The organism is Halomonas campaniensis (assembly GCF_002211105.1).
Lineage (GTDB): Bacteria > Pseudomonadota > Gammaproteobacteria > Pseudomonadales > Halomonadaceae > Vreelandella > Vreelandella campaniensis_A.
Genome location: NZ_JPUA01000011.1, coordinates 134,051 through 153,686 on the forward strand (window position 1 = coordinate 134,051; position 19,636 = coordinate 153,686).

Annotated in this window: 23 protein-coding genes; 18 read left to right on the forward strand and 5 right to left on the reverse strand. The window is 53.7% G+C overall.

Annotated elements, in window-relative coordinates:
* Positions 1-163: 163 nt before the first annotated feature.
* The 11 genes from JI62_RS04920 (at position 164) to JI62_RS04970 (ending at position 9,829) form a co-directional block, all read left to right on the forward strand.
* Positions 164-2,503 (forward strand): putative monovalent cation/H+ antiporter subunit A, encoded by a 2,340-nt coding sequence (locus JI62_RS04920; protein WP_088699119.1) that lies wholly within the window; start codon positions 164-166, stop codon positions 2,501-2,503.
* Positions 2,496-2,927 (forward strand): Na+/H+ antiporter subunit B, encoded by a 432-nt coding sequence (locus JI62_RS04925; protein ID WP_071693780.1) that lies wholly within the window; start codon positions 2,496-2,498, stop codon positions 2,925-2,927. The genes JI62_RS04920 and JI62_RS04925 overlap by 8 nt, the downstream gene beginning before the upstream one ends.
* An 18-nt stretch (positions 2,928-2,945) precedes the next feature.
* The gene (locus JI62_RS04930; protein ID WP_088699087.1) at positions 2,946-3,293 is read left to right on the forward strand and encodes a Na+/H+ antiporter subunit C; all 348 of its coding nucleotides are present in this window, start codon (positions 2,946-2,948) and stop codon (positions 3,291-3,293) included.
* The gene (locus tag JI62_RS04935; protein ID WP_088699088.1) at positions 3,290-4,879 is read left to right on the forward strand and encodes a Na+/H+ antiporter subunit D; all 1,590 of its coding nucleotides are present in this window, start codon (positions 3,290-3,292) and stop codon (positions 4,877-4,879) included. The genes JI62_RS04930 and JI62_RS04935 overlap by 4 nt, the downstream gene beginning before the upstream one ends.
* Positions 4,876-5,349: a Na+/H+ antiporter subunit E gene (locus JI62_RS04940; RefSeq protein ID WP_088699089.1), complete on the forward strand. Its 474-nt coding sequence runs from the start codon at positions 4,876-4,878 to the stop codon at positions 5,347-5,349. The genes JI62_RS04935 and JI62_RS04940 overlap by 4 nt, the downstream gene beginning before the upstream one ends.
* A complete protein-coding gene (locus JI62_RS04945; protein WP_008958995.1) occupies positions 5,349-5,618 on the forward strand; it encodes a monovalent cation/H+ antiporter complex subunit F in 270 nt (89 codons plus the stop codon). The genes JI62_RS04940 and JI62_RS04945 overlap by 1 nt, the downstream gene beginning before the upstream one ends.
* Positions 5,611-6,015, forward strand: a complete 405-nt coding sequence (gene mnhG, locus JI62_RS04950; protein ID WP_007113321.1) for a monovalent cation/H(+) antiporter subunit G — start codon at positions 5,611-5,613, stop codon at positions 6,013-6,015. The genes JI62_RS04945 and mnhG overlap by 8 nt, the downstream gene beginning before the upstream one ends.
* A 220-nt stretch (positions 6,016-6,235) precedes the next feature.
* A complete protein-coding gene (locus JI62_RS04955) occupies positions 6,236-6,376 on the forward strand; it encodes a DUF2256 domain-containing protein (RefSeq protein ID WP_088699090.1) in 141 nt (46 codons plus the stop codon).
* Positions 6,377-6,432: 56 nt separating this feature from the next.
* Entirely contained in the window at positions 6,433-7,878 is a 1,446-nt protein-coding gene (locus JI62_RS04960; protein WP_088699091.1) for a DASH family cryptochrome, read from the forward strand.
* A gap of 86 nt (positions 7,879-7,964) precedes the next feature.
* A complete protein-coding gene (locus JI62_RS04965; RefSeq protein ID WP_088699092.1) occupies positions 7,965-9,233 on the forward strand; it encodes a lytic murein transglycosylase in 1,269 nt (422 codons plus the stop codon).
* 41 nt (positions 9,234-9,274) lie between these two features.
* Entirely contained in the window at positions 9,275-9,829 is a 555-nt protein-coding gene (locus tag JI62_RS04970) for an ATP-dependent zinc protease family protein (RefSeq protein WP_088699093.1), read from the forward strand.
* Between the two features lie 34 nt (positions 9,830-9,863).
* Here the strand turns inward: JI62_RS04970 and JI62_RS04975 are convergent, their stop codons facing one another.
* The gene (locus tag JI62_RS04975; protein WP_088699094.1) at positions 9,864-10,577 is read right to left on the reverse strand and encodes a 16S rRNA (uracil(1498)-N(3))-methyltransferase; all 714 of its coding nucleotides are present in this window, start codon (positions 10,575-10,577) and stop codon (positions 9,864-9,866) included.
* A 134-nt stretch (positions 10,578-10,711) separates the two neighbouring features.
* Here JI62_RS04975 and phaR point away from each other — a divergent pair, with 134 nt between their 5' ends.
* The 7 genes from phaR (at position 10,712) to JI62_RS05010 (ending at position 15,320) form a co-directional block, all read left to right on the forward strand.
* Complete coding sequence (gene phaR / locus JI62_RS04980) at positions 10,712-11,218, forward strand: polyhydroxyalkanoate synthesis repressor PhaR (protein WP_088699095.1); 507 nt, start codon at positions 10,712-10,714, stop codon at positions 11,216-11,218.
* Positions 11,219-11,285: 67 nt separating this feature from the next.
* Complete coding sequence (purD, locus tag JI62_RS04985) at positions 11,286-12,572, forward strand: phosphoribosylamine--glycine ligase (protein ID WP_088699096.1); 1,287 nt, start codon at positions 11,286-11,288, stop codon at positions 12,570-12,572.
* Positions 12,573-12,652: 80 nt separating this feature from the next.
* Positions 12,653-13,093, forward strand: a complete 441-nt coding sequence (locus JI62_RS04990; protein ID WP_088699097.1) for an acyl-CoA thioesterase — start codon at positions 12,653-12,655, stop codon at positions 13,091-13,093.
* Positions 13,093-13,965, forward strand: a complete 873-nt coding sequence (locus JI62_RS04995; RefSeq protein ID WP_088699098.1) for a phosphoribulokinase — start codon at positions 13,093-13,095, stop codon at positions 13,963-13,965. The genes JI62_RS04990 and JI62_RS04995 overlap by 1 nt, the downstream gene beginning before the upstream one ends.
* Before the next feature lie 97 nt (positions 13,966-14,062).
* Complete coding sequence (locus JI62_RS05000; RefSeq protein WP_088699099.1) at positions 14,063-14,404, forward strand: histidine triad nucleotide-binding protein; 342 nt, start codon at positions 14,063-14,065, stop codon at positions 14,402-14,404.
* A 39-nt stretch (positions 14,405-14,443) separates the two neighbouring features.
* Positions 14,444-15,085, forward strand: coding sequence for a 2-polyprenyl-3-methyl-6-methoxy-1,4-benzoquinone monooxygenase (gene coq7 / locus JI62_RS05005; RefSeq protein ID WP_088699100.1), 642 nt, complete (start codon positions 14,444-14,446; stop codon positions 15,083-15,085).
* 76 nt (positions 15,086-15,161) lie between these two features.
* Positions 15,162-15,320, forward strand: coding sequence for a DUF1328 domain-containing protein (locus tag JI62_RS05010; protein ID WP_088699101.1), 159 nt, complete (start codon positions 15,162-15,164; stop codon positions 15,318-15,320).
* A 94-nt stretch (positions 15,321-15,414) separates the two neighbouring features.
* Here the strand turns inward: JI62_RS05010 and ettA are convergent, their stop codons facing one another.
* From ettA to JI62_RS05030, 4 genes are all read right to left on the reverse strand, one after another.
* Positions 15,415-17,076 (reverse strand): energy-dependent translational throttle protein EttA, encoded by a 1,662-nt coding sequence (gene ettA / locus JI62_RS05015; protein ID WP_088699102.1) that lies wholly within the window; start codon positions 17,074-17,076, stop codon positions 15,415-15,417.
* Between the two features lie 174 nt (positions 17,077-17,250).
* Positions 17,251-17,463, reverse strand: coding sequence for a PA3496 family putative envelope integrity protein (locus JI62_RS05020; RefSeq protein ID WP_088699103.1), 213 nt, complete (start codon positions 17,461-17,463; stop codon positions 17,251-17,253).
* A gap of 185 nt (positions 17,464-17,648) precedes the next feature.
* Positions 17,649-18,083, reverse strand: coding sequence for a PAS domain S-box protein (locus JI62_RS05025; protein ID WP_088699104.1), 435 nt, complete (start codon positions 18,081-18,083; stop codon positions 17,649-17,651).
* A 239-nt stretch (positions 18,084-18,322) separates the two neighbouring features.
* The gene (locus tag JI62_RS05030; RefSeq protein ID WP_088699105.1) at positions 18,323-19,636 is read right to left on the reverse strand and encodes an MFS transporter; all 1,314 of its coding nucleotides are present in this window, start codon (positions 19,634-19,636) and stop codon (positions 18,323-18,325) included.

Sequence of the window (19,636 nt, forward strand, 5' to 3'; positions counted from 1 at the left end):
TTTGCGTTTAAGGGTTTGACTGGTCAGCCAAAACTGACTGTTATAAGGTGTACAACTTTAGGATCACTATTATTCAACGCTGGCATGCCAGTGATAAGGCACGATGCCTGGGCTATAGCCGCTGTCTGATGTTGAACCTTTCGTTTTCAGGAGGTTTCGCTTGATACAATTTGCCGTGTTAATGGGTTTTGTACTGGCGGCGCTATCGCCAATGTTAAACCACTGGTTCGGTCAGCGTACCAGTCTTGTACTGGCTCTGTTTCCTGCGGGGTTGGCCGCATGGTTGGCGCTCCAAGCTCCGGAGGTCATTGAGAACGGTAGCCTACTTTTAGAGTGGCAGTGGGTGCCTTCTTTGGGGATCAGTCTTACCTTCCTGTTGGACGGTCTATCGCTGTTGTTTGGGCTATTGATTACCGTTATGGGTGCCTGCGTGCTGGTATATGCCGGCGGGTACCTTAAAGATCACCCTGATCTTGCCCGATTTCATATCGCCTTGGTCGCCTTCATGGTGTCAATGCTGGGACTGGTACTCGCTGACGGCCTATTAACGCTCTTCGTTTTTTGGGAATTGACCAGCATTACCTCCTATTTGCTGATTGGTTTTAACCACGCTGATATCAATGCACGTAAATCAGCGCGGCAGGGCTTATTCGTTACCGTGGCGGGCGGGTTAGCATTAATGGCTGGGCTCGTGCTGCTAGGGATTGCCAGCGGTAGCTGGTCGCTGGCGGAGATTCTAGATCAGGAGGCTGACCTGCGTAAACATGCACTCTATACGCCTATGCTGATCTGTTTGCTACTGGGTGCCTTCACCAAATCGGCTCAGTTTCCGTTTCACTTCTGGTTACCCAACGCCATGGCCGCGCCGACTCCTGTTTCGGCTTACCTGCACTCGGCCACCATGGTGAAAGCGGGTATTTATCTACTGGCACGCTTACACCCGGAGCTTGGCGGCACGGCGATGTGGGTTGGCGTTCTTTCCTTGGTCGGCGCGACCACGATGCTGGTGGGGGCGTTTTTAGCGATTCATCACACCAATATCAAAAAGCTGCTCGCTTACTCGACCATTATGGCGCTAGGCACGCTGACGATGCTATTGGGCATCGGTACCGAGTACGCGATGACCGCGTTTGTTACGTTTCTTTTGGCGCACTCTCTCTATAAAGGGGCGCTGTTTATGGTTGCCGGTATTCTTGATCATGAAACCGGCACGAAAGATGTCACCCAGATGGGCGGGTTACGCTCAGTGATGCCGCTGACTGCCACCATTGCGTTGGTAGCTGCGCTTTCGCTTGCTGGTGTGCCGCCGCTACTCGGTTTTATCGGTAAAGAGCTGATGCTGGAATCAGTTCTCGGCGCCGATAGCTTCCGAACACTACTGGTATTGTTCGCCTTTCTGGCATCTATTTTAACTATCGCCGTTGCTTTCATTGTGGCGTTACGTCCTTTTTACGGTAAACGTCACCAAACCCTGCTTGAGCCACATGAGGCCCCGCCAGGTATGCTGCTTGGGCCCGCGTTGCTCGCGCTAGGGTCGCTCCTGTTAGGCTTGATGCCCGCTGTACTGGGTGCTGATGCATTGTTAACGACAACCGCCACGGCTATATCCGGGCAAACGATAGAGGTGGCGCTGTCGCTTTGGTATGGCATTAACATCGCGTTGATCATGTCGATCATTAGCCTTGGCTTGGGCTTTTTGCTGTTTAAACGTTGGGACAGCGTGCGTGGCAAGCTTTCGGTGTTGGCACCGTTGATGCGCCATGGCCCCGAGGCGGGGTATGAAAGCATGATGAATGGCATTGTGCACTTCTCAGAGTGGCAAACGCGGCTGCTCCAAAACGGCTATATGCGTAACTACATTTTAGTGATGTTAGCGACGCTGATTGCACTGATCGGTAATTCAATTCTATTACGCCATTCGCCTGTGTTTGCCTTTGATCTGGAGGTGCGTTTTCACGAGGTGGTCGTGGCTGGCACCATGGTAATGGGGGCCCTGTTTGCGACTATTTCTCGATCGCGGCTGGGGGCTGTGGTCTCTGTAGGGGTCATGGGGTTTTCCATTGCATTGATTTTTATTCTGTTCAGTGCGCCAGATTTAGCGATTACCCAACTGCTGGTAGAGACTTTAACGGTTATTTTGCTGGTACTGGTGTTGTTTCGCCTGCCGCGCTTCTCGAATCTTTCCACCAGCTTGGAGCGCATACGCGACGGCGTGGTGGCCGCGATGGTAGGTATTTTAATCTGCCTGCTGATTATGACCTCCTGGAGCATTCAACAGTTTGAGCCCATTTCGGCCTACATGATCGAGAACAGTGCGCCTTTGGCGTATGGCCGTAACATCGTTAACGTCATTTTGGTCGACTACCGTGCCCTGGATACCTTAGGTGAGATGTTCGTGTTAGCGCTTGCCGCCATCGGCGTGATCGCCATGTTAAAGCTACGCAACAACACGAAAACCGCCGATAGCAGCAATGTGGCTGCCAAGGAGCCTTACGATGGTTAAGTCAGGCACGATTATTCTTAATACCGCCGCGCGCTTTTTAATGCCGCTGCAATTGATGTTTTCTATTTTCCTATTGCTGAGAGGGCATGACGAGCCGGGGGGAGGGTTTATTGCCGGCTTGGTCGCAGCAGGCGCCTTTACGCTCTATCTGTTTGCGTTTGGCGTTAGTGCCACTAAAGAAGTACTGCGGATGGTCGACCCTCGAGACCTGATTGGAGTTGGGCTATTGCTGGGAATGATCTCGGTAGTGCCTGCCTGGTTTATGGGCCAGCCATTTCTAACCGCCCAGTGGTGGACTATTCCGGTTATCGACTTTAAAGCCTCCACGCCACTAATTTTCGATATAGGCGTCTACTTTGCCGTGTTGGGTTCGGTCACCGGTATGGTGATGACGCTGATGGAGGTCGACAAGGATGAACCTTGAGTTAACAGGAGGCACACCATGGAACCTTTAATGGCAGTGGCGATTGGCCTGCTGTACGCGACGGCTATTTTTATGATGTTGCGCCGCTCTATCGTCAAGTTAGTGATTGGTCTGATGCTGCTCTCTAATGCCGCCAATTTACTGATTTTTACCACCGCAGGCATGACCCGGGGGGTACCGCCACTGATCGCAGAAGGCATGATGTTGCCGCCCAGCGGGGTAGCCGACCCCTTACCCCAAGCGGTTGTGCTGACGGCTATTGTGATTGCCTTTGGGGTGCTTGCCTTTGCCGTGGTATTGATTCGACGCGCCTACGAAGTGGTTAAGGCTGATGATCTCGATAAGATGAAGGATACTGATACGTGAGGCCTGAAGTTGCTCTTCCCGTCCTCTTGCCCCTGCTGACCGGGGCGGTTTCCTTGCTGTTTTGGCGCTCGCGCCCTATGCAGCGTTTCTTGGCGGTGGCAGGCAATGTTGCGCTGCTAATGGTTAGCCTGTGGCTGTTTGTATCCACGCTGTCGGACGGCTATGTCACCATGCAGATGGGAAGCTGGCCCGCCCCCTTTGGAATTACCTTGATTGCGGATCTGCTAAGCGCGGTGATGGTGTTGATGACCGCGCTTATCGGTTTGGCAATGGGTATCTACTCGCTGGCCACCACTGGCCGTGGCCACGAAAAATTTGGCTACTACCCGTTAATGCACCTGCTACTCGCCGGGGTGATGGGGGCCTTCTTAACCGGCGATATCTTTAACCTCTATGTATGGTTTGAGGTAATGCTGGTAGCTTCCTTTGCGCTGCTGATTCTGGGGGGAGAACGCGCGCAGATGGAAGGGGCGATTAAGTACGTCACCTTGAACCTGTTGGCATCGGTCATCTTCCTGACCGCGGTGGGGCTACTCTATGGCATGGTGGGTACGCTTAATATGGCTGACATTGCGCTGCGCATGGATGCGGCGGAACATACGGGCATGGTCGAAGTGCTTGCCGTTATGTTTATGGTGGCCTTTGGGATCAAGGCGGCCGCGTTCCCGCTGTTTTTCTGGCTGCCAGCCTCGTACCACACACCGCCTGTCGCCGTTTCTGCGTTATTTGCGGGGTTGCTCACAAAAGTGGGCGTGTATGCCATGTTCCGTGTGTTCACGCTGATGTTCGATCAAACCATGGGCTACCTTCAGGATATTATGCTCTGGGGCGCTGCATTCACCATGGTAACGGGCGTGCTCGGTGCCGCCGCCCAGCACGAATTTAGGCGGATCTTGTCGTTTCATATTGTCAGCCAGATTGGTTATATGATTCTGGGCCTGGCGCTGTACACGCCCCTCGCTATTGCCGGCGGTGTATTTGCCATCGTGCATAATATGGTGGTGAAGACGAATCTCTTCTTGATCAGTGGTATCACCCACCGCTTGCAGGGAACCTATCAGCTCAAAAAAATGGGCGGGCTGTACCGGGAGCGTCCCTGGCTGTCGGTAGCGTTCTTCCTTTCAGCCTTCTCACTGGCGGGGATACCGCCGCTGTCAGGCTTTTTTGCCAAGTTTGTGATTGTGCGTGCCGGTTTAGAGATTGAAGCCTATTGGGTTACCGGCATCGCGCTGGCTGTGGGGCTAATGACACTCTACTCCATGGTGAAAATTTGGAACGAGGTGTTTTGGAAGTCTCTCCCAGAAGATAATCACGTTCCTGAAACGACCACACCTACTGGCGATGACGGGCGGTTGCTAAAGCCCAGCCTGTGGATGATGTATTTGCCGGTTATGGTGTTGGCATTATTTTCACTGCTCATTGGTGTGCTTGCAGAGCCAATCATGTGGGTAATGATGGGGGTCGGGGATCAGCTGTTCGAACCTTCGGGGTATATTGAAGCGGTGTTAGGCGTTGCGGCCAGTGCTGACGATGTGCTGCTGGAACCACCTTCACCAGAGCCTAACGCCGAGGAGGAAGCGCCATGACCGGGGCCATTTGGAACCTGCTGCTAGGCCTTGCTTGGGTGCTGTTAAGCGGTGATTTTAGCGGGTTAAACCTTCTCGTCGGGTTAATATTTGGCTATATCACTCTGGTATTGATTGAGCCTCAGCTCGACTCTTTGAAGGGCTACCCGGCGCGGGTACCGCGCTTCATCGGCTTTATTGGTTTTTTTCTAAAAGAATTGGTTCAAGCCAATTTGCGCGTCGCTTTCGACATTGTGACCCCACCCTGGCATATGAAGCCTGGCGTCATCGCGATGCCGCTTTCGGCACGTACTGAAATGGAAATTACCCTGGTGGCTAATCTGATCTCGTTGACACCCGGTACGCTGAGCCTGGATGTGTCGGATGACCGTAAAGTCTTATATATCCACGCGATGTTTTTAGACAACGAGGAAGAGCTACGGCGCAACTTAAAAGAGATGGAGCACCGGGCTTTGGAGCTGTTTCGCTAATGGACACCGTTATTCTTATCAGCCAGGTGATTATGAGCCTGGCGCTTATCCTCACCTTTGTTCGCGTAGTGCGTGGCCCGAGTCTGCCCGACCGCGTCGTGGCGTTAGAGCTTTTTTCGACCACCGTGGTGGGGCTAGTTGGGGTTTATGCCATCAAGTCCGACGTGGCTAGTTTTCTGGATGCCGCGATTGTAATCGCATTAATGGGGTTTTTAGCAGCCATTGCCTTTGCACGCTTCTTGGAAAGGGGAGGTCCGAGGGATGATTGACTTTATAAAGGGCGCGCTAATCATCGGTGGGGCGCTGTTTATACTGCTCGCCTCAGTTGGGCTGCTGCGGCTGCCCGATTTGTTAACCCGCATGCACGCCACCACCAAGGCCGCGGCGTTAGGCGTCATTTTAATTATGTTGGCGGCCGCTATGCACTTTGCTGAAGTAGGTATAGTGGCTCGCTCGTTCGCTATTATCGTGTTTATCCTGATGACCGCTCCGGTGGCGGCTCACGTGATTGGTCGCGCTGGCTACTTCGTTGGCTCCAAGCTGTGGAGCGGAACCGTAAAGGATGAGTTACGCCCCAACTACGATCCACTCACCCATGAGCTGAAAAGTGGCCTGGAAACTCAGGAAAATGCCAAGCGCCAACCCCGCGAGACTGATCCTGATTAGCGTCTGATTAGAGCTGGCTAAATCGCCAGCCAATGCGTAACCGACAAAGCCGCCTTAGGGTGGCTTTTTTGCGTCTGACGTAGGGAGTGTGTAAACACTCGCTATGATTTCAACCGAAGCAAAGTGTGTACAAGAAAATAATGTACAATATTTGTACTGTATAAGATAATGAGTTCATGTTTTTTACCATAAAAAGCCAAAAATGTGATTAAACGTGAGTATGCGACGCAAAGGAAACCTGCCGGAAAAAACCTGTGTTGAATGCCAGCGACCGTTTACATGGCGAAAGAAATGGGCGCGCTGTTGGGATCAAGTGCGCTACTGCAGCGAGCGGTGCCGCCGTAGTGCTAAGCAGCCATAGCCTAAAGTACCAGCATCCATGTACCAGGCATCAAAGCACCTCTAGGAGGCTCAAGCATGAACAGCACGATTGATATTGTCTGGTTGCGGGACGACTTGCGCATTGCTGATAACCCTCTTTTTCACTTCGCCACCCCACCTTGTTACCTGCTGTGCCTCTACGTATTGGACGAGCAGTGGTTATCTCCTTTACTTGACGGCGAATCGACACCGCGGATCGGGCCTGCTCGATTGCGTTTTTTGTGGCAAAGTTTAATGGAGTTGCGTGGGGAGCTTCTGCAGCGCGGCAGTGACCTGCTGGTTCGTATTGGCAAACCCAGTGACGTAGTGATTGAACTGGCTTCTACACTTAACGCACGGCAAGTCCGAGTTGCTGAGCATGCAGGGGTTGAGGAAACCGCTCATATTCGGGCGGTTAAGGAAGGCTTGCCTAGTCAAACAGCACTTGACTGCCTTGAGAGTGGACGCCTCATCGACCAGTCGGCATTGCCCTTTGCGCTTGAAGCGTTGCCGGCGAGCTTTTCTTCTTTTAGGCGCAGCGTGGAGAGTGAATGTACCGTCCCAGCCAGTGGGTGCGCCCCTGTCACACTGCCCCCGTGGCCTGAGGCGGCAAGGGGGTTTCCGCCGCTCAAAGCTGTCTGTGAGCAGAGCGCTACCTGGCATCCTGATGCTCGTCAAGGTTATGCATATAGAGGGGGGGAGTCAGCAGCACATGGGCGCCTGAAGGATTACTTGTGGCGTCAACAGGGCGGTGAAACGTATAAGAAAACCCGTAATGGGCTGCTGGGAGCAAATTTTTCAACCCGCGTTTCACCCTGGTTGGCGCGCGGCTGCCTGTCTGCCCGTCAAGTCTATGATGCGGTGAGGGTGTGGGAGGCTGAAAACGGGAGTAACGAATCAAGCTACTGGATTACTTTCGAACTACTCTGGCGGGAGTACTTTATTCGTGCCGCTCAGTTGGAAGGAGATACGATGTTTGGCTCCCACCAAACTGACAGGCCGTGTGCCGCCTTCGATGCCTGGCGTAGCGGCACCACAGGACTGCCATTTGTGGATGCTGCCATGCAGGAACTTCGTCACACTGGATGGCTATCCAATCGCGCCCGCCAAAACGTAGCCAGCTTTTTGGTTAAAGACTTAAATGTCGATTGGCGTTTAGGAGCGCTATGGTTTGAGCACTGTCTGATTGATTATGACGTGGCCAGTAATTGGGGCAACTGGCGCTATATTGCTGGTGTTGGGCGCGATCCGCGCCAGGATCGCTACTTTAACGTGTTGAAGCAGGCAGGGCATTACGATCCCCAGGGGCTTTATGTTGCCCATTGGTTAAAGTCACTTGAAAAACTTCCCCATGGATTGGCACGGCATCAACCGTGGCGTGCCGACCCTTCTACGTTTGAAGCGCCTTGCGTTGAGCCTGAGCAGTGGGAGCGGTGGTTGATCCCTCGCAGTGAGTTTGACAGTTCAGCCGAACTGCCTGATGTGGCGAGCGTTATAAAGTAATCATCACCTTCTGCCAGACCCTAGTATCTGGCTCTTTTCTAGGCCATCATCCCTGGTATGCCAAGGACTGCCTAAGGATCGAAATAATGTCTCGTCATTTCTCTATTGGGCTGCGTTGTAGCCCGTTGCTGTGTGCCTCATTAATGGCCGTTTTAAGCACGCCGTTTGCAGCAAGTGTAGCGGTTGCGAATCCTCAACTGATGTCTGAAGTCGATACTCAAACGGCCACTGAGGTTAGCTATGCTAATTTTCAGCAGTGGCTGCGTGATTTTCGCCAGTATGCTTCGGATCAGGGAATCAGTGAGGCGACCCTAAGTAACGCTCTGGATGGTGTTCGCTATCGTGAACGGGTGATTGAGCTTGACGGTTACCAGCCTGAGTTTGTCCGCCCTATTTGGGAATATTTGGATACAGCCGTTTCATCCACGCGTATTAATAACGGGTTAGAAAAGCTAGCCGAACACCGCGAAACGGCTCAGCAAATGCAGCAGCGCTATGGAGTGCCAGCCGAAATCATTGTCGCCATTTGGGGCATTGAGAGCAATTACGGCAGTAATTTTGGCGATTTTTCGACCTTGGAGTCACTCGCCACGCTCGCTTACGATGGTCGGCGCCGTGACTTTGCCCGCGGTGAACTGCTCGCAGCGTTGCGGATTATTGATCAAGGGGATATTGCCGCTGATGAAATGAAAGGCTCCTGGGCCGGAGCCATGGGCCATACTCAGTTTATTCCCAGCAGCTTCGAAGCCTACGCGGTAGATGGCGATGGCGACGGTCGGCGCGATATTTGGGGCAGCATCCCCGATGTAATGGCCTCAACGGCCAACTATCTTGACCGAGCTGGATGGCAGGCTAACCAGCCCTGGGGGGTTGAGGTACGCCTGCCTGAAGGGTTTGATTACGCCCAGACCGAGCGACGCAGCAGCGATGAGTGGCGCAGTCAAGGCGTGCGGGCGCAGCAGGGTGAATTGCCGAACTTTGATAGTGCAGCCATTGTGATACCCGCTGGCGCGGAGGGCCCCGCCTTTTTGGTAGGTGCCAATTTCCGTGCGATCTTACGCTATAACAATGCCACTAGTTACGCACTGGCTGTCGCAACGTTAGGCGATGCGATCGCTGGACGCGAGGGCATTCAGCACAGCTGGCCGCGGGAGCAAGCGCCGCTGACCCGTGACGATGTTCAAGAACTTCAGCGCGCATTAAACCGTGCAGGCTATTCAGTGGGTGGCGCTGACGGCGTTATGGGGCCCAACACGCGGCAAGGGTTGCGGAACTTTCAGCGTGATCAAGGGGTAATACCGGATGGGTTTGCAACCCAGGAGCTGCTTGAACAGCTACGTCAGCGTTCGCAGTAAGTCGCGTTTATCGGATGCTTTTACTTTCCAAGGATGATGTTATGCAATTGATGGGTAAGATATTTGTTAGCAGTGTGGTGTTAGGAGCCTTTCTGTCTGCCTCCACGACGATGGCGAATGATGACCAGGTATTCGGCTGGGTTGAAAAAGCCACCTTGCAACCCTGGGATATCGAAGTAAAAGCCAAGCTGGATAGCGGAGCATTAACCTCCTCGTTAGACGCCCGCGATATAGAGATGTTCGAGCAGGATGACGAGGAGTGGGTTCGCTTTCGGTTGAAGCTTGAAGATCAGGCAAGTGGTGAAGTGTTTAGCGATCAGATCGAGCGCCCGCTCTATCGGGAACTATCCGTGCGTGGCGCAGGCGGCCGTGACGAACGCCCTGTGGTGCTGCTGGAAGTGTGTATGGGGGACACCATTTACGAAGAGCAGTTTAGCCTACGTGACCGTGAAGAGATGAACTATCCGCTGCTGCTTGGTCGCCGTACCATTAGCCACCTTGGCTTACTGGATGTACGCGAAACCTTCTTGCAAGAACCCGGGTGCGGGGAAAACGCTGAGGTGGTGCCCCACGACCCGGAAGATGATCAGTCCTGATGCTCTCACTCGGCCTGATGCAATAAGATAAGGCTTAGAACAGCCGTGACAGAAGCGCAGTCACGGCTGTTTCAACCCGTAAAATACGCGGGCCAAGGTGCATACCCTCGCAGCCTGCCAGCATCAATTGCTCTACCTCCCAAGCGATAAAACCGCCCTCTGGGCCTACCAGTAGCAGGGTGGGGTCACTGATGCCTCTTGGGCAGGCATTGGCCATGCCAGGATGCGCCACCAATCCGCGGCGTTGGTTTAGCAAAGCGGGTAGTTGCTGTTGCAAAAAAGGGCGGAAGCCTTTGCTTAGGATTACCGAGGGTAGCTGCGTATCACGAGCTTGCTCTAAGCCAAGTATCAAATGCTGGTAGATTTTATCAGGGCGTAGCTCTGGGGATTGCCAGTAGCTCTTCTCGACCCGTTTAGTATGTAGCAGGGTGATCTCTTTAACGCCAAGTGCCGTCACATGCTCCAAGGTTCGCGCCAACATACGCGGGCGGGGCAGAGCCAAGACCAGATGCACGGGTAATGGCGCTGGCGGTGGCTCGTTGAGGCTCTCCACTTGGAAATACGCCCGCTCAGCGGTGAGCTCTTTTAGCAGCGCTTTACCCATGTTGCCGCCTTGAACTCCGACGGTGAGCAGGTCGCCGGGTGACGAACGATGAACATCGCGAAGGTGTGTCAGGCGGCGTGGGTCGGTGATACAGACGTGGCCATCGTCGGTAAGATCGTTGGGGTTGAGCAGAATCAAATTCATAATAGTGGTCTATTGGTCAATAATTAGCGCAGTGCGGCTATCTAAACGATTAAGGTGGCTTGCATAGGCGCGTGGTGCAGGCACAATACCAGTAACGGGAATAAAAGCCCCTATCGCGTTTAAGGAGATGCGCCGTGCGCGTAATTCGCAAATATGCCAACCGTAGGTTGTACGATACTCAGCAGAGCCGTTATGTAACGCTGGAAGACCTGCGCCGTTTAATCATCGAAGAAGAGCCTTTCAGGGTGGAGGATGCCAAAAGCGGAGAAGACCTGACGCGCACTATTCTGCTCTCTATCATTATTGAGCAGGAGCAGGCCGATAGCGAAGCGGAAGTATTTTCAAACGATCTGCTGGCGCAGCTAATCCGTGTATACGATATGACGTCACCGCTGCCGTTGTCGCGTTATCTCGAGCAAGGTACGCAACTGATGCTGGAGCAGCAGAAGCGTCTGCAGAGCCAGTGGAAGCAGGCGATGCGTAATACGCCGCTTGAATTTATGCGTGAGCTCGCCGAAGAGAACATGCGTTTTTGGCAAAAAACCTTGAATCAGCCAGGACAGATCGATGAGCCGGGTGATGCTGAGCAGCATGAGAGCGATAGCAGTGAGGCCAACAAGGATAACAAACCCTCCTCCTGACCCCACTTGGTGCTGCGCTGTGGCATAATGCCGCCGATACACGCTCTCCCGTTTGAGAAGGATGCACATGAAGGTTTTGATGATAGGCGGCGGTGGTCGCGAGCACGCCCTGGCTTGGAAATTGGCGCAATCCACCCAGGTTGAGCAGGTCTTTGTTACACCTGGCAATGCCGGCACCGCGACGGAAGCCAAGCTGACCAACGTAGCGATTGACGCAACGGATCTAGACAGCCTGGTCGCTTTTGCCCGTGATGAGCAGATTGGCTTGACTGTGGTGGGGCCGGAGGCTCCCTTGGTCGAAGGTGTTGTTGACCGTTTCCAAGCGGCCGGCCTAACTATCTTCGGTCCTACTCGGGCGGCCGCTCAGTTGGAAGGCTCAAAATCATTTACCAAAGACTTCTTGGCCCGTCACAATATTCCTTCAGCTGATTATCAAACGTTTACTGAAGTAGACCCTGCGCTTGATTACTTAAGCAAAATGGGCGCGCCGATTGTGATTAAAGCGGATGGTTTGGCGGCGGGCAAAGGCGTCATTGTGGCGCTAAGTGAGGCCGAGGCTGAGGCGGCTATTCGCGATATGCTGGAAGCCAACGCCTTTGGCGGTGCGGGTGCGCGAGTCGTTATCGAAGAGTTTTTGGAAGGCGAAGAGGCGAGCTTTATTGTCATGGTGGATGGAGAGAATGTCGTCCCCATGGCCACCAGCCAAGACCACAAGCGCGCCTACGATGGTGATACCGGCCCCAATACCGGCGGTATGGGTGCCTACTCGCCAGCGCCGGTGGTAACGCCCGAGGTTGACGCCCGCATCATGGAGCGGGTCATTCTGCCCACCGTGCGCGGTATGGCCGAAGAGGGCAATGCGTATACCGGGTTCTTATATGCAGGCCTGATGATCGATGCAGCGGGGAACCCCAAGGTGATTGAGTATAACTGCCGCTTTGGCGACCCTGAAACCCAGCCGATCATGCTCCGTTTAACCTCTGATTTTGCTGAGCTCTGTTTAGCGGGTGCTGAAGGTAAGTTGACTGGACTTCATTGCGAATGGGACGACCGTGCGGCTGTAGGGGTGGTACTGGCAGCCGGTGGGTATCCCGGTAGCTACCGCAAGGGGGATGTGATTCACGGTCTAGCCGCGGCGGAAGCAGCGGGCTGCAAAGTGTTTCACGCGGGTACGGTGCAAAATGCCAAAGGTGAGATCACCACATCAGGTGGCCGCGTGCTATGTGTGACGGCATTGGGTGATAGTGTCTCAGCAGCGCAACAGCAAGCGTACCAGGGCGTTAGTGCCATTCAGTGGGATGGCGTCGAGTATCGCCGTGATATCGCCTTCCGGGCGATTGCCCGCGAGGAGTAAATAAGCCTTACGCTAAGCAAATACTGAACGGATACCCCGATTAATCAGTGGTTTCCTAATTCACTGACGAGGAAACAGGCATGGAGCGTGTCAAGCTGGACTTTCCCGCTGAGGCGGTCATTCATCGTCATCCTATGACGGTGCGGGTAACCGATATGAATTACGGCCGCCACTTGGGGCATGATGCGCTGGTATCGCTGCTCCACGAGGCGCGCATTCAAGCTTTCGCGGCATTGGATTTGCCTGAGTGGGATATGCACGGATACCCTTCGGTAGTTGCTGATCTCGCCGTTCAGTATCAAAGCGAGGCGCGCTGGCCCGACGGGTTAACGATTGCAACCGCTGTACCTGAGCCGCAAGGTAAATCATTGACGATATATCAGCGTATTTATCAGCTGGATTCTCAGCAGGTAGTCGCCACCGCGCGGATCAATCAGCTTCTGATTGATCTTGCTAGCGGGCGTCCTGTCGACGTGCCTGAGCAGGTTAAACAAGCGCTATCCCGCGCGAGGTGTGGCTGATGTCTCGGGAGTATCCGATTATTGCGGTAACCGGCTCCTCAGGGGCGGGTACCACCACCGTTCGGCGCAGTTTTGAGCGCATGTTTTTGCGCGAAGATGTGCATGCAGCGATGGTCGATGGCGATGCCTTTCATCGCTATACACGCGATGACCTGCATCGCATCTTCCGGGAGGAGCCGGAGCGCAAAGATGAGCTTTCGCATTTTGCCGTAGAGGCGAATTTGCTGGATCGCCTTGAAGGGCTGTTCAGTGAGTACGGTGAACATGGTTCGGGTACTTTTCGGCACTATATCCACGCTGAAGATAAGCAGAAAATTGAGGCAGGATGTCGGGTCGGTACTTTCACCGAGTGGCAGTCGCTGCCCTGTGGTACCGACCTGCTGTTTTATGAAGGTTTGCATGGTGGGCTGGTCACGGAAGAGTATGACATTGCGCGCCATGTGGATCTGCTGGTAGGCGTGGCGCCGACCATGAATCTTGAGTGGATTCAAAAGATCGACCGTGACACCAAGCTGCGCGGCTACTCACAAGAAGCGGTCATTGACACTATCCTGGGTCGGATGGATGACTATGTGCGCTATATCCAGCCGCAGTTTTCGCGTACACACATCAATTTTCAACGTGTGCCGACCGTCGATACCTCCAACCCTTTTGAGGTGCAGGATATTCCCACCGATGCAGAGTCATTCGTGGTCATCCGCTTTCGGGATCCCTCCACCGTCGATTTCCCTTGGCTACTGGCAATGATTAGGGATTCGTTTATGACCCGACCGCACACACTTGTGGTGCCGGGTGCGCGGATGTCGTTGGCGATGGAGTTAATACTTGCCCCCTTGGTCAGGCATCTTCTTGCGCAGAGGCGCTTCCGCTGATGAAGGGCGTTGGGTTGCTGTCTCCCCGTCGGCGCCATCAATGCTTGTAGAGATAATTCCACACTTGAGTGACAAGACGTAAACAATGGAGAGCTGTATGGATTGTCTGTTTTGCAAAATCATTAACCGTGATATCCCTGCTGATATCGTTTATGAAGATGATCATGTGCTGGCTTTCAATGATATTAGCCCGCAGGCACCTACTCATCAGCTAATCATTCCTAAAAAGCATATCGCCACGCTCAATGATATCGATGAGGCCGATCTGGCCTTGATTGGGCGGCTTCAGTTTACCGCTGCCAAGCTTGCTCGCGAGCAGGGCTTTGCAGAAGATGGTTACCGCGTGGTGATGAACTGCAACGAAATGGGCGGTCAAACGGTCTACCATATTCATATGCACTTATTGGGTGGGCGTGCCTTCACCTGGCCTGCCGGTTGAGTTCAGCAGGCCGCTATCGCAATTAAACGGAGTGTTGCCATGGATCGTCAGCAGAGTCGTTCAGATCGCCTGATACATCAGTTCGATACAGCCTTACGAACGCTGATGCCCCATGCGGCCTCGTCCCAGCGTACCAGCCCTGGCGAAGGAGTCGCCGAGGGAGTGCTTGATGATCAAGAGCGCCGCCATGCGGCGGGATTAATGCGAATTAACCATACTGGTGAAGTGTGTGCCCAAGCACTTTATCAAGGGCAGGGCGTAACCGCTAAACTTCCCCATGGGCGTCACCAGATGGAGCAGTCGGCGCTGGAGAAGATCGATCATCTCGCTTGGTGCGATGAGCGCCTGGAGCAACTGCAGAGCCGAACGAGCTACCTGAACCCGTTGTTTTATGTTGCTTCCTTTGGCGTGGGTGTGGCCGCGGGGGCGGTCAGTGATCGCATTAGCTTGGGCTTGGTCGCTGCGACCGAGGAGCAGGCAGGTAAGCATCTTGATTCGCATCAACAGTCGCTACCCAGTGGCGATAACCGCTCACGCGCCATACTGCGCCAGATGGCCATGGATGAAGCTCACCACGCTCAGCTTGCCTTAGAAGCAGGCGGCGTTCGTTTTCCAGCGCCGGTGAAGTGGGGGATGCGCCTGGCCTCTAAGATGATGACTAAAAGCGTCTATCACCTCTGATACATATTCACGTTGCATAATGGGATATGCGGCGCTGTTTTTAAGGAAAGTTATTACCAAGGAGAGGAGCAAAACCATGCTAGGCAATGCGGTGCTGTTTTTCATTATTGCGATTGTCGCGGGAGCGGTCGGTTTTTCTGGTATCGCCGGGGCGGCGTCTAGCATTGCGCAAATTTTGTTTGTGTTGTTTGTTATTTTGTTTCTTGTGTCTTTTTTTACAGGCCGCAGACGTTAGGGCTTTGCGCTAGTGTCAGCGTAAACGCAAATGAAAAGGCCTCGCAGAGCGAGGCCTTTGCCGTCAGCATTGACTGCCAGCGTGATGCTGATGATTAGGCATCAATGCGCTTATATTTCATGCGCTTAGGCGTATCGTTTCCGACCCGCTTTCTATGGTCTTCTTCGTACTCTGCGTAGTTGCCTTCAAACAAGACCACTTCAGAGTCACCTTCAAAGGCCATAATGTGCGTGGCGATACGGTCAAGGAACCAGCGATCATGCGAGATCACCATGGCGCAGCCAGGGAAGGCCAGTAACGCGTCTTCCAGTGCTCGCAGGGTTTCGATATCCAGGTCGTTAGAGGGCTCATCGAGTAGCAGTACGTTAGCGCCTTGCTTGAGCGTTTGGGCAAGCTGTAAGCGACCACGCTCACCACCAGAAAGCTCAGACAAACGCTTCTGCTGGTCATTACCCTTAAAGTTGAAACGACCCACATAGGCGCGCGAGGAGACTTCGTAGCCGTTGATATTAAGGATATCCTGACCATCGGAAACGGCTTCCCAGACGCTCTGTTTATCGTCTAAGCTGTCGCGTAGCTGTTCGACATAGGCGATATCGACGGTTTCCCCTACCAGGACTTCGCCCTCATCTGGCTGCTCTTTACCAGTAATCAGTTTGAACAGCGTCGATTTACCCGCACCGTTACCACCGACGATGCCAACGATCGCACCTTGGGGAATGGTGAAGGAGAGGTTCTGGTAAAGCAGCTTGTCATCGAAGCGCTTGGCCACGTCACGAAACTCAATGACGTTATCGCCCAGGCGCGGGCCAGGCGGAATATAAATCTCATTGGTCTCATTACGCTTCTGGAAGTCGCCTGACTGCATCTCTTCGAAGCGGTTAAGACGCGCTTTGCTTTTTGCCTGGCGGCCCTTGGCGTTACTACGCACCCACTCAAGCTCTTGCTTGATGGCTTTCTGGCGCGAGGCTTCCTGCTTGGCTTCTTGATTCAGACGCTGATCTTTCTGCTCCAGCCACTGAGAATAGTTACCTTCAAACGGGATACCCTGACCACGGTCAAGCTCCAGAATCCAGCCTGCTACGTTATCCAGGAAGTAGCGGTCGTGGGTAATCGCCACGACGGTACCGTTATAGTCGTGAAGGAAACGTTCCAGCCACGCCACCGACTCTGCGTCAAGGTGGTTGGTAGGCTCGTCAAGCAGCAGCATATCAGGGCTGGAAAGCAGCAAGCGGCAGAGTGCTACACGACGTCGCTCACCGCCCGATAGATTACCTACCTTGGCCTCCCAGGGGGGCAGGCGCAGTGCTTCCGCAGCTACTTCAAGCTTGCGCTCCAGATTGTGCGCATCGGCGGCTTCGATAATATTCTCAAGGCGTGCCTGCTCGCTGGCCAACGCGTCAAAGTCGGCGTCGGGTTCTGCGTAGGCTGCATACACCCCATCCAGCTTCTCCTGCGCCTGTTTAATCTCTCCTAGCGCTTCTTCGACGGTGTCGCGGACGTTTTTCTCGTCGTCAAGCTGCGGCTCCTGGGGAAGGTAGCCAACATTGATGCCGGGCATCGGACGAGCTTCACCTTCAAACTCTTTATCGACACCGGCCATAATGCGCAGCAGTGTGGATTTACCCGAACCGTTAAGCCCCAGCACACCGATTTTGGCGCCCGGGAAAAACGAGAGCGAAATATCCTTGAGAATTTGCTTTTTGGGCGGCACTACTTTGCCGACCCGGTTCATGGTGAAAACGTATTGCGCCATGGAGATCCGTTAAGTTGATGAAAAGAATAAAGCGACAGCAGCAGACTACTGGCTCTTATTGCCGACTCGTATTACTGACCAGGGGGTGATGATAGTGGTCTACGCCAGGAAAGGCTAGGAACGTATAGCAAGCCAGGCCCACTCAATTGCTGAGAAGGCCGAGCTACTCAAGGGTTACTCTTCTTCGTCCCAGTCGTCTTCAATGGCGCGCTGGAGTCGGCGCTCTTCCAACCATGCTTCAACTTGGCGTCGCGCACGTAAGCTGTCCGCTTTGCTTGGTTTGCTTTTGCCGTATTGGTCATCATTGACGGCGTCTAAGCTTTCAAACTCGTCTGATTCGAGTGCATCGGTAGTAAACGTTTCACGACTTAGGGGGTCACGGCTCATGTGATGTCCTCCAACCCAGCCGGCGTGCCGGCGAAACAACGGCTTCACACGAGTGCACATGCAGTTCAAAAACACATGCTACGTAGCGTGAAGCGCCTAGCGCAGTTCAAGCGCCTTGCCGCTATATAACGCCAGTTGGGATGAAGTTCAAGCTTTATAGTTTTTTTTAGCGAGAAAGTTAATAATTAGCTATTTTCTCGCTGCTGTTGTAACGCTGCCAGTGCAAGCTGTGCTTCTACACGCTCCGTCACATCTTTTTGCACACCAATGTAGTACATCAGCTCATCAGCTTCGTCATAGACAGGCGTGATAGATAGCTCGTTCCAAAACATGGTGCCGTCTTTGCGGTAATTGCGCAGTACTTCTCGGGAAGGGTGGCCATCTTTAAGCGCATCCCGGATAGCGACGAGCGCATCCTGGTCACGGTCTTCGTTTTGTAAGAAGCGGCAGTCGCGATACAAAATTTCATCCGCACTGTAGCCCGTTAAGCGCTCAAAGCCTTTGTTGACATAGATGAGGATGTTTTCATCCCCTTCCTGTTCGGCAACGACGATGCCGTCTTCCGATGCGTCAACAATACGTTCAAGCAGCTCCGGGCTGATCAAAGGGGATCGTTTCATCAAGTGGTTCCTGTTGCAGCTCCAAGTCCTTTCCATGATTCACAGCCGTTTCTACGCCTGTGAACCCTCGGAATGTCCGTTCACTTATTATAGGTAGCATAGCAAATGTGCCAACGCATCACTGCTATCTGGCCCTATCATGGCGAGCGTTGTCATGCATTGCAATCGTGAACGCTAGCCTAACGCCAACATGCTTATTGAAAATAACCTTTTGTTTCATATTGCTTGCCAGCGGCATGTTAATCGACTTCGGGTAATTGATGCGCGCTTAGCATCGCTCCGGCGCCGGTAGCTGCCAGAATGAGCAGTAATACGCCGCTACCAAACCACTGTGCAAAAGCGCCAACGACACCACCTACGAGCAGCATTAATACGCCGGTTAAGGTGTTTGATAGGGCAACGTAAAGTGCGCGATTATCTTGACTTGCCATATCGACGAGATAGGTTTTACGCCCTAATCGCACGCCATGGTGGACAATGACGAGCAGGGCGTAAATCGTTGCATAGGGCCAGATGCTGTGTGTCCATTCGCCGGGGAGCCAAGCCAGGCTGGCGGCCAATAAGCAGCAAATAGTAGTACCCATCGCTGCATCGCGCATCACGCCCCGACTTGAATGATCTGCGCGTTTTCCCCATACCGGGCTAGCCACCATGGCGGCTAGTCCCGATACCACAATCAGTATGCCCAGGCCCCCCAGATCGGTGCCGCTTTGGTTCTGCCCGAGAAGAGCGATATAGGGAAGAGCAAGAGCACTTGAAAGCAAGAGTGCCCGCGCAACATTAAAGTGTAAAAAAGTGCGGTCATCTTTCAGCAGCGAGAGCCCCAGTTTAATGCTGTCCCAGCCGTTTTCTCCGCCCTCTACCGCGCCGGCGGCTTCTTGAATGCGCGCGGCAGCGATGGCATTCATTAGCCAACCGCTGGCGGCTATGACCAGCAGTATTGCCACGACTAAATTGCCGGGGCGGCTCTCAAATAACATGAGCACTGCCCCTGCTGCCAGCGTCGCACCACCGGCAATACTGCCGCTCCAGCCCATTAACGTGCCACGGCGGCGCTTGGCAATGGTTTTACCCAGCACATCTTTTGTGGCAATTGAAGATAACCCCCGTGCCAGTGAGAGCAGAACGAGCACTGCGAGTACTAACGCACCCCCTAGGGTGCCGTTGGCGAATAACGCTAATACGGCAAGCGCTAAGGCAGCACATGCTTGGGTTAGTGCACCTGTGACCCATACCCATTTGCGTCTGGGCTTTAAACGGATAAACCCAGCCACAAAAATTTGTGGCAGCAGGGCGCCTGACTCCCGGATGGGAACCAGTAGGCCTACCATCCATACGGGAGCGCCAATAATGCCCATCAGCCAGGGTAAAACCAAACGCGCGCTCGACAGTTCGTCAGCCAACTTATTGCCCAAAGAGGCCCATACATGGAGAAAAAAATTGTGCGGTTGCTCGTCGCAGGCGCTTTCAGGTATGTCGTCGCACATGCGGCTGTCGTCATCGCCCGTTAGCCACTCATAGAGTCGAGACTGTGAAACATCATGTTCGGCCAT

What these genes read in the sequence shown, in the direction of transcription:
- JI62_RS04965 (WP_088699092.1), top strand. Translation starts at nt 7,965, where the DNA reads ATGTCTCGTCATTTCTCTATTGGGCTGCGTTGTAGCCCGTTGCTGTGT.
- coq7 (WP_088699100.1), top strand. Translation starts at nt 14,444, where the DNA reads ATGGATCGTCAGCAGAGTCGTTCAGATCGCCTGATACATCAGTTCGAT.
- JI62_RS04995 (WP_088699098.1), top strand. Translation starts at nt 13,093, where the DNA reads ATGTCTCGGGAGTATCCGATTATTGCGGTAACCGGCTCCTCAGGGGCG.
- JI62_RS04970 (WP_088699093.1), top strand. Translation starts at nt 9,275, where the DNA reads ATGCAATTGATGGGTAAGATATTTGTTAGCAGTGTGGTGTTAGGAGCC.
- JI62_RS05000 (WP_088699099.1), top strand. Translation starts at nt 14,063, where the DNA reads ATGGATTGTCTGTTTTGCAAAATCATTAACCGTGATATCCCTGCTGAT.
- JI62_RS05025 (WP_088699104.1), bottom strand. Translation starts at nt 18,083, where the DNA reads ATGAAACGATCCCCTTTGATCAGCCCGGAGCTGCTTGAACGTATTGTT.
- mnhG (WP_007113321.1), top strand. Translation starts at nt 5,611, where the DNA reads ATGATTGACTTTATAAAGGGCGCGCTAATCATCGGTGGGGCGCTGTTT.
- JI62_RS04960 (WP_088699091.1), top strand. Translation starts at nt 6,433, where the DNA reads ATGAACAGCACGATTGATATTGTCTGGTTGCGGGACGACTTGCGCATT.
- JI62_RS04945 (WP_008958995.1), top strand. Translation starts at nt 5,349, where the DNA reads ATGGACACCGTTATTCTTATCAGCCAGGTGATTATGAGCCTGGCGCTT.
- JI62_RS04930 (WP_088699087.1), top strand. Translation starts at nt 2,946, where the DNA reads ATGGAACCTTTAATGGCAGTGGCGATTGGCCTGCTGTACGCGACGGCT.
- ettA (WP_088699102.1), bottom strand. Translation starts at nt 17,076, where the DNA reads ATGGCGCAATACGTTTTCACCATGAACCGGGTCGGCAAAGTAGTGCCG.
- JI62_RS04940 (WP_088699089.1), top strand. Translation starts at nt 4,876, where the DNA reads ATGACCGGGGCCATTTGGAACCTGCTGCTAGGCCTTGCTTGGGTGCTG.
- JI62_RS05010 (WP_088699101.1), top strand. Translation starts at nt 15,162, where the DNA reads ATGCTAGGCAATGCGGTGCTGTTTTTCATTATTGCGATTGTCGCGGGA.
- JI62_RS04975 (WP_088699094.1), bottom strand. Translation starts at nt 10,577, where the DNA reads ATGAATTTGATTCTGCTCAACCCCAACGATCTTACCGACGATGGCCAC.
- JI62_RS04955 (WP_088699090.1), top strand. Translation starts at nt 6,236, where the DNA reads ATGCGACGCAAAGGAAACCTGCCGGAAAAAACCTGTGTTGAATGCCAG.
- JI62_RS05030 (WP_088699105.1), bottom strand. Translation starts at nt 19,636, where the DNA reads ATGGCCGAACATGATGTTTCACAGTCTCGACTCTATGAGTGGCTAACG.
- JI62_RS04990 (WP_088699097.1), top strand. Translation starts at nt 12,653, where the DNA reads ATGGAGCGTGTCAAGCTGGACTTTCCCGCTGAGGCGGTCATTCATCGT.
- JI62_RS05020 (WP_088699103.1), bottom strand. Translation starts at nt 17,463, where the DNA reads ATGAGCCGTGACCCCCTAAGTCGTGAAACGTTTACTACCGATGCACTC.
- JI62_RS04925 (WP_071693780.1), top strand. Translation starts at nt 2,496, where the DNA reads ATGGTTAAGTCAGGCACGATTATTCTTAATACCGCCGCGCGCTTTTTA.
- purD (WP_088699096.1), top strand. Translation starts at nt 11,286, where the DNA reads ATGAAGGTTTTGATGATAGGCGGCGGTGGTCGCGAGCACGCCCTGGCT.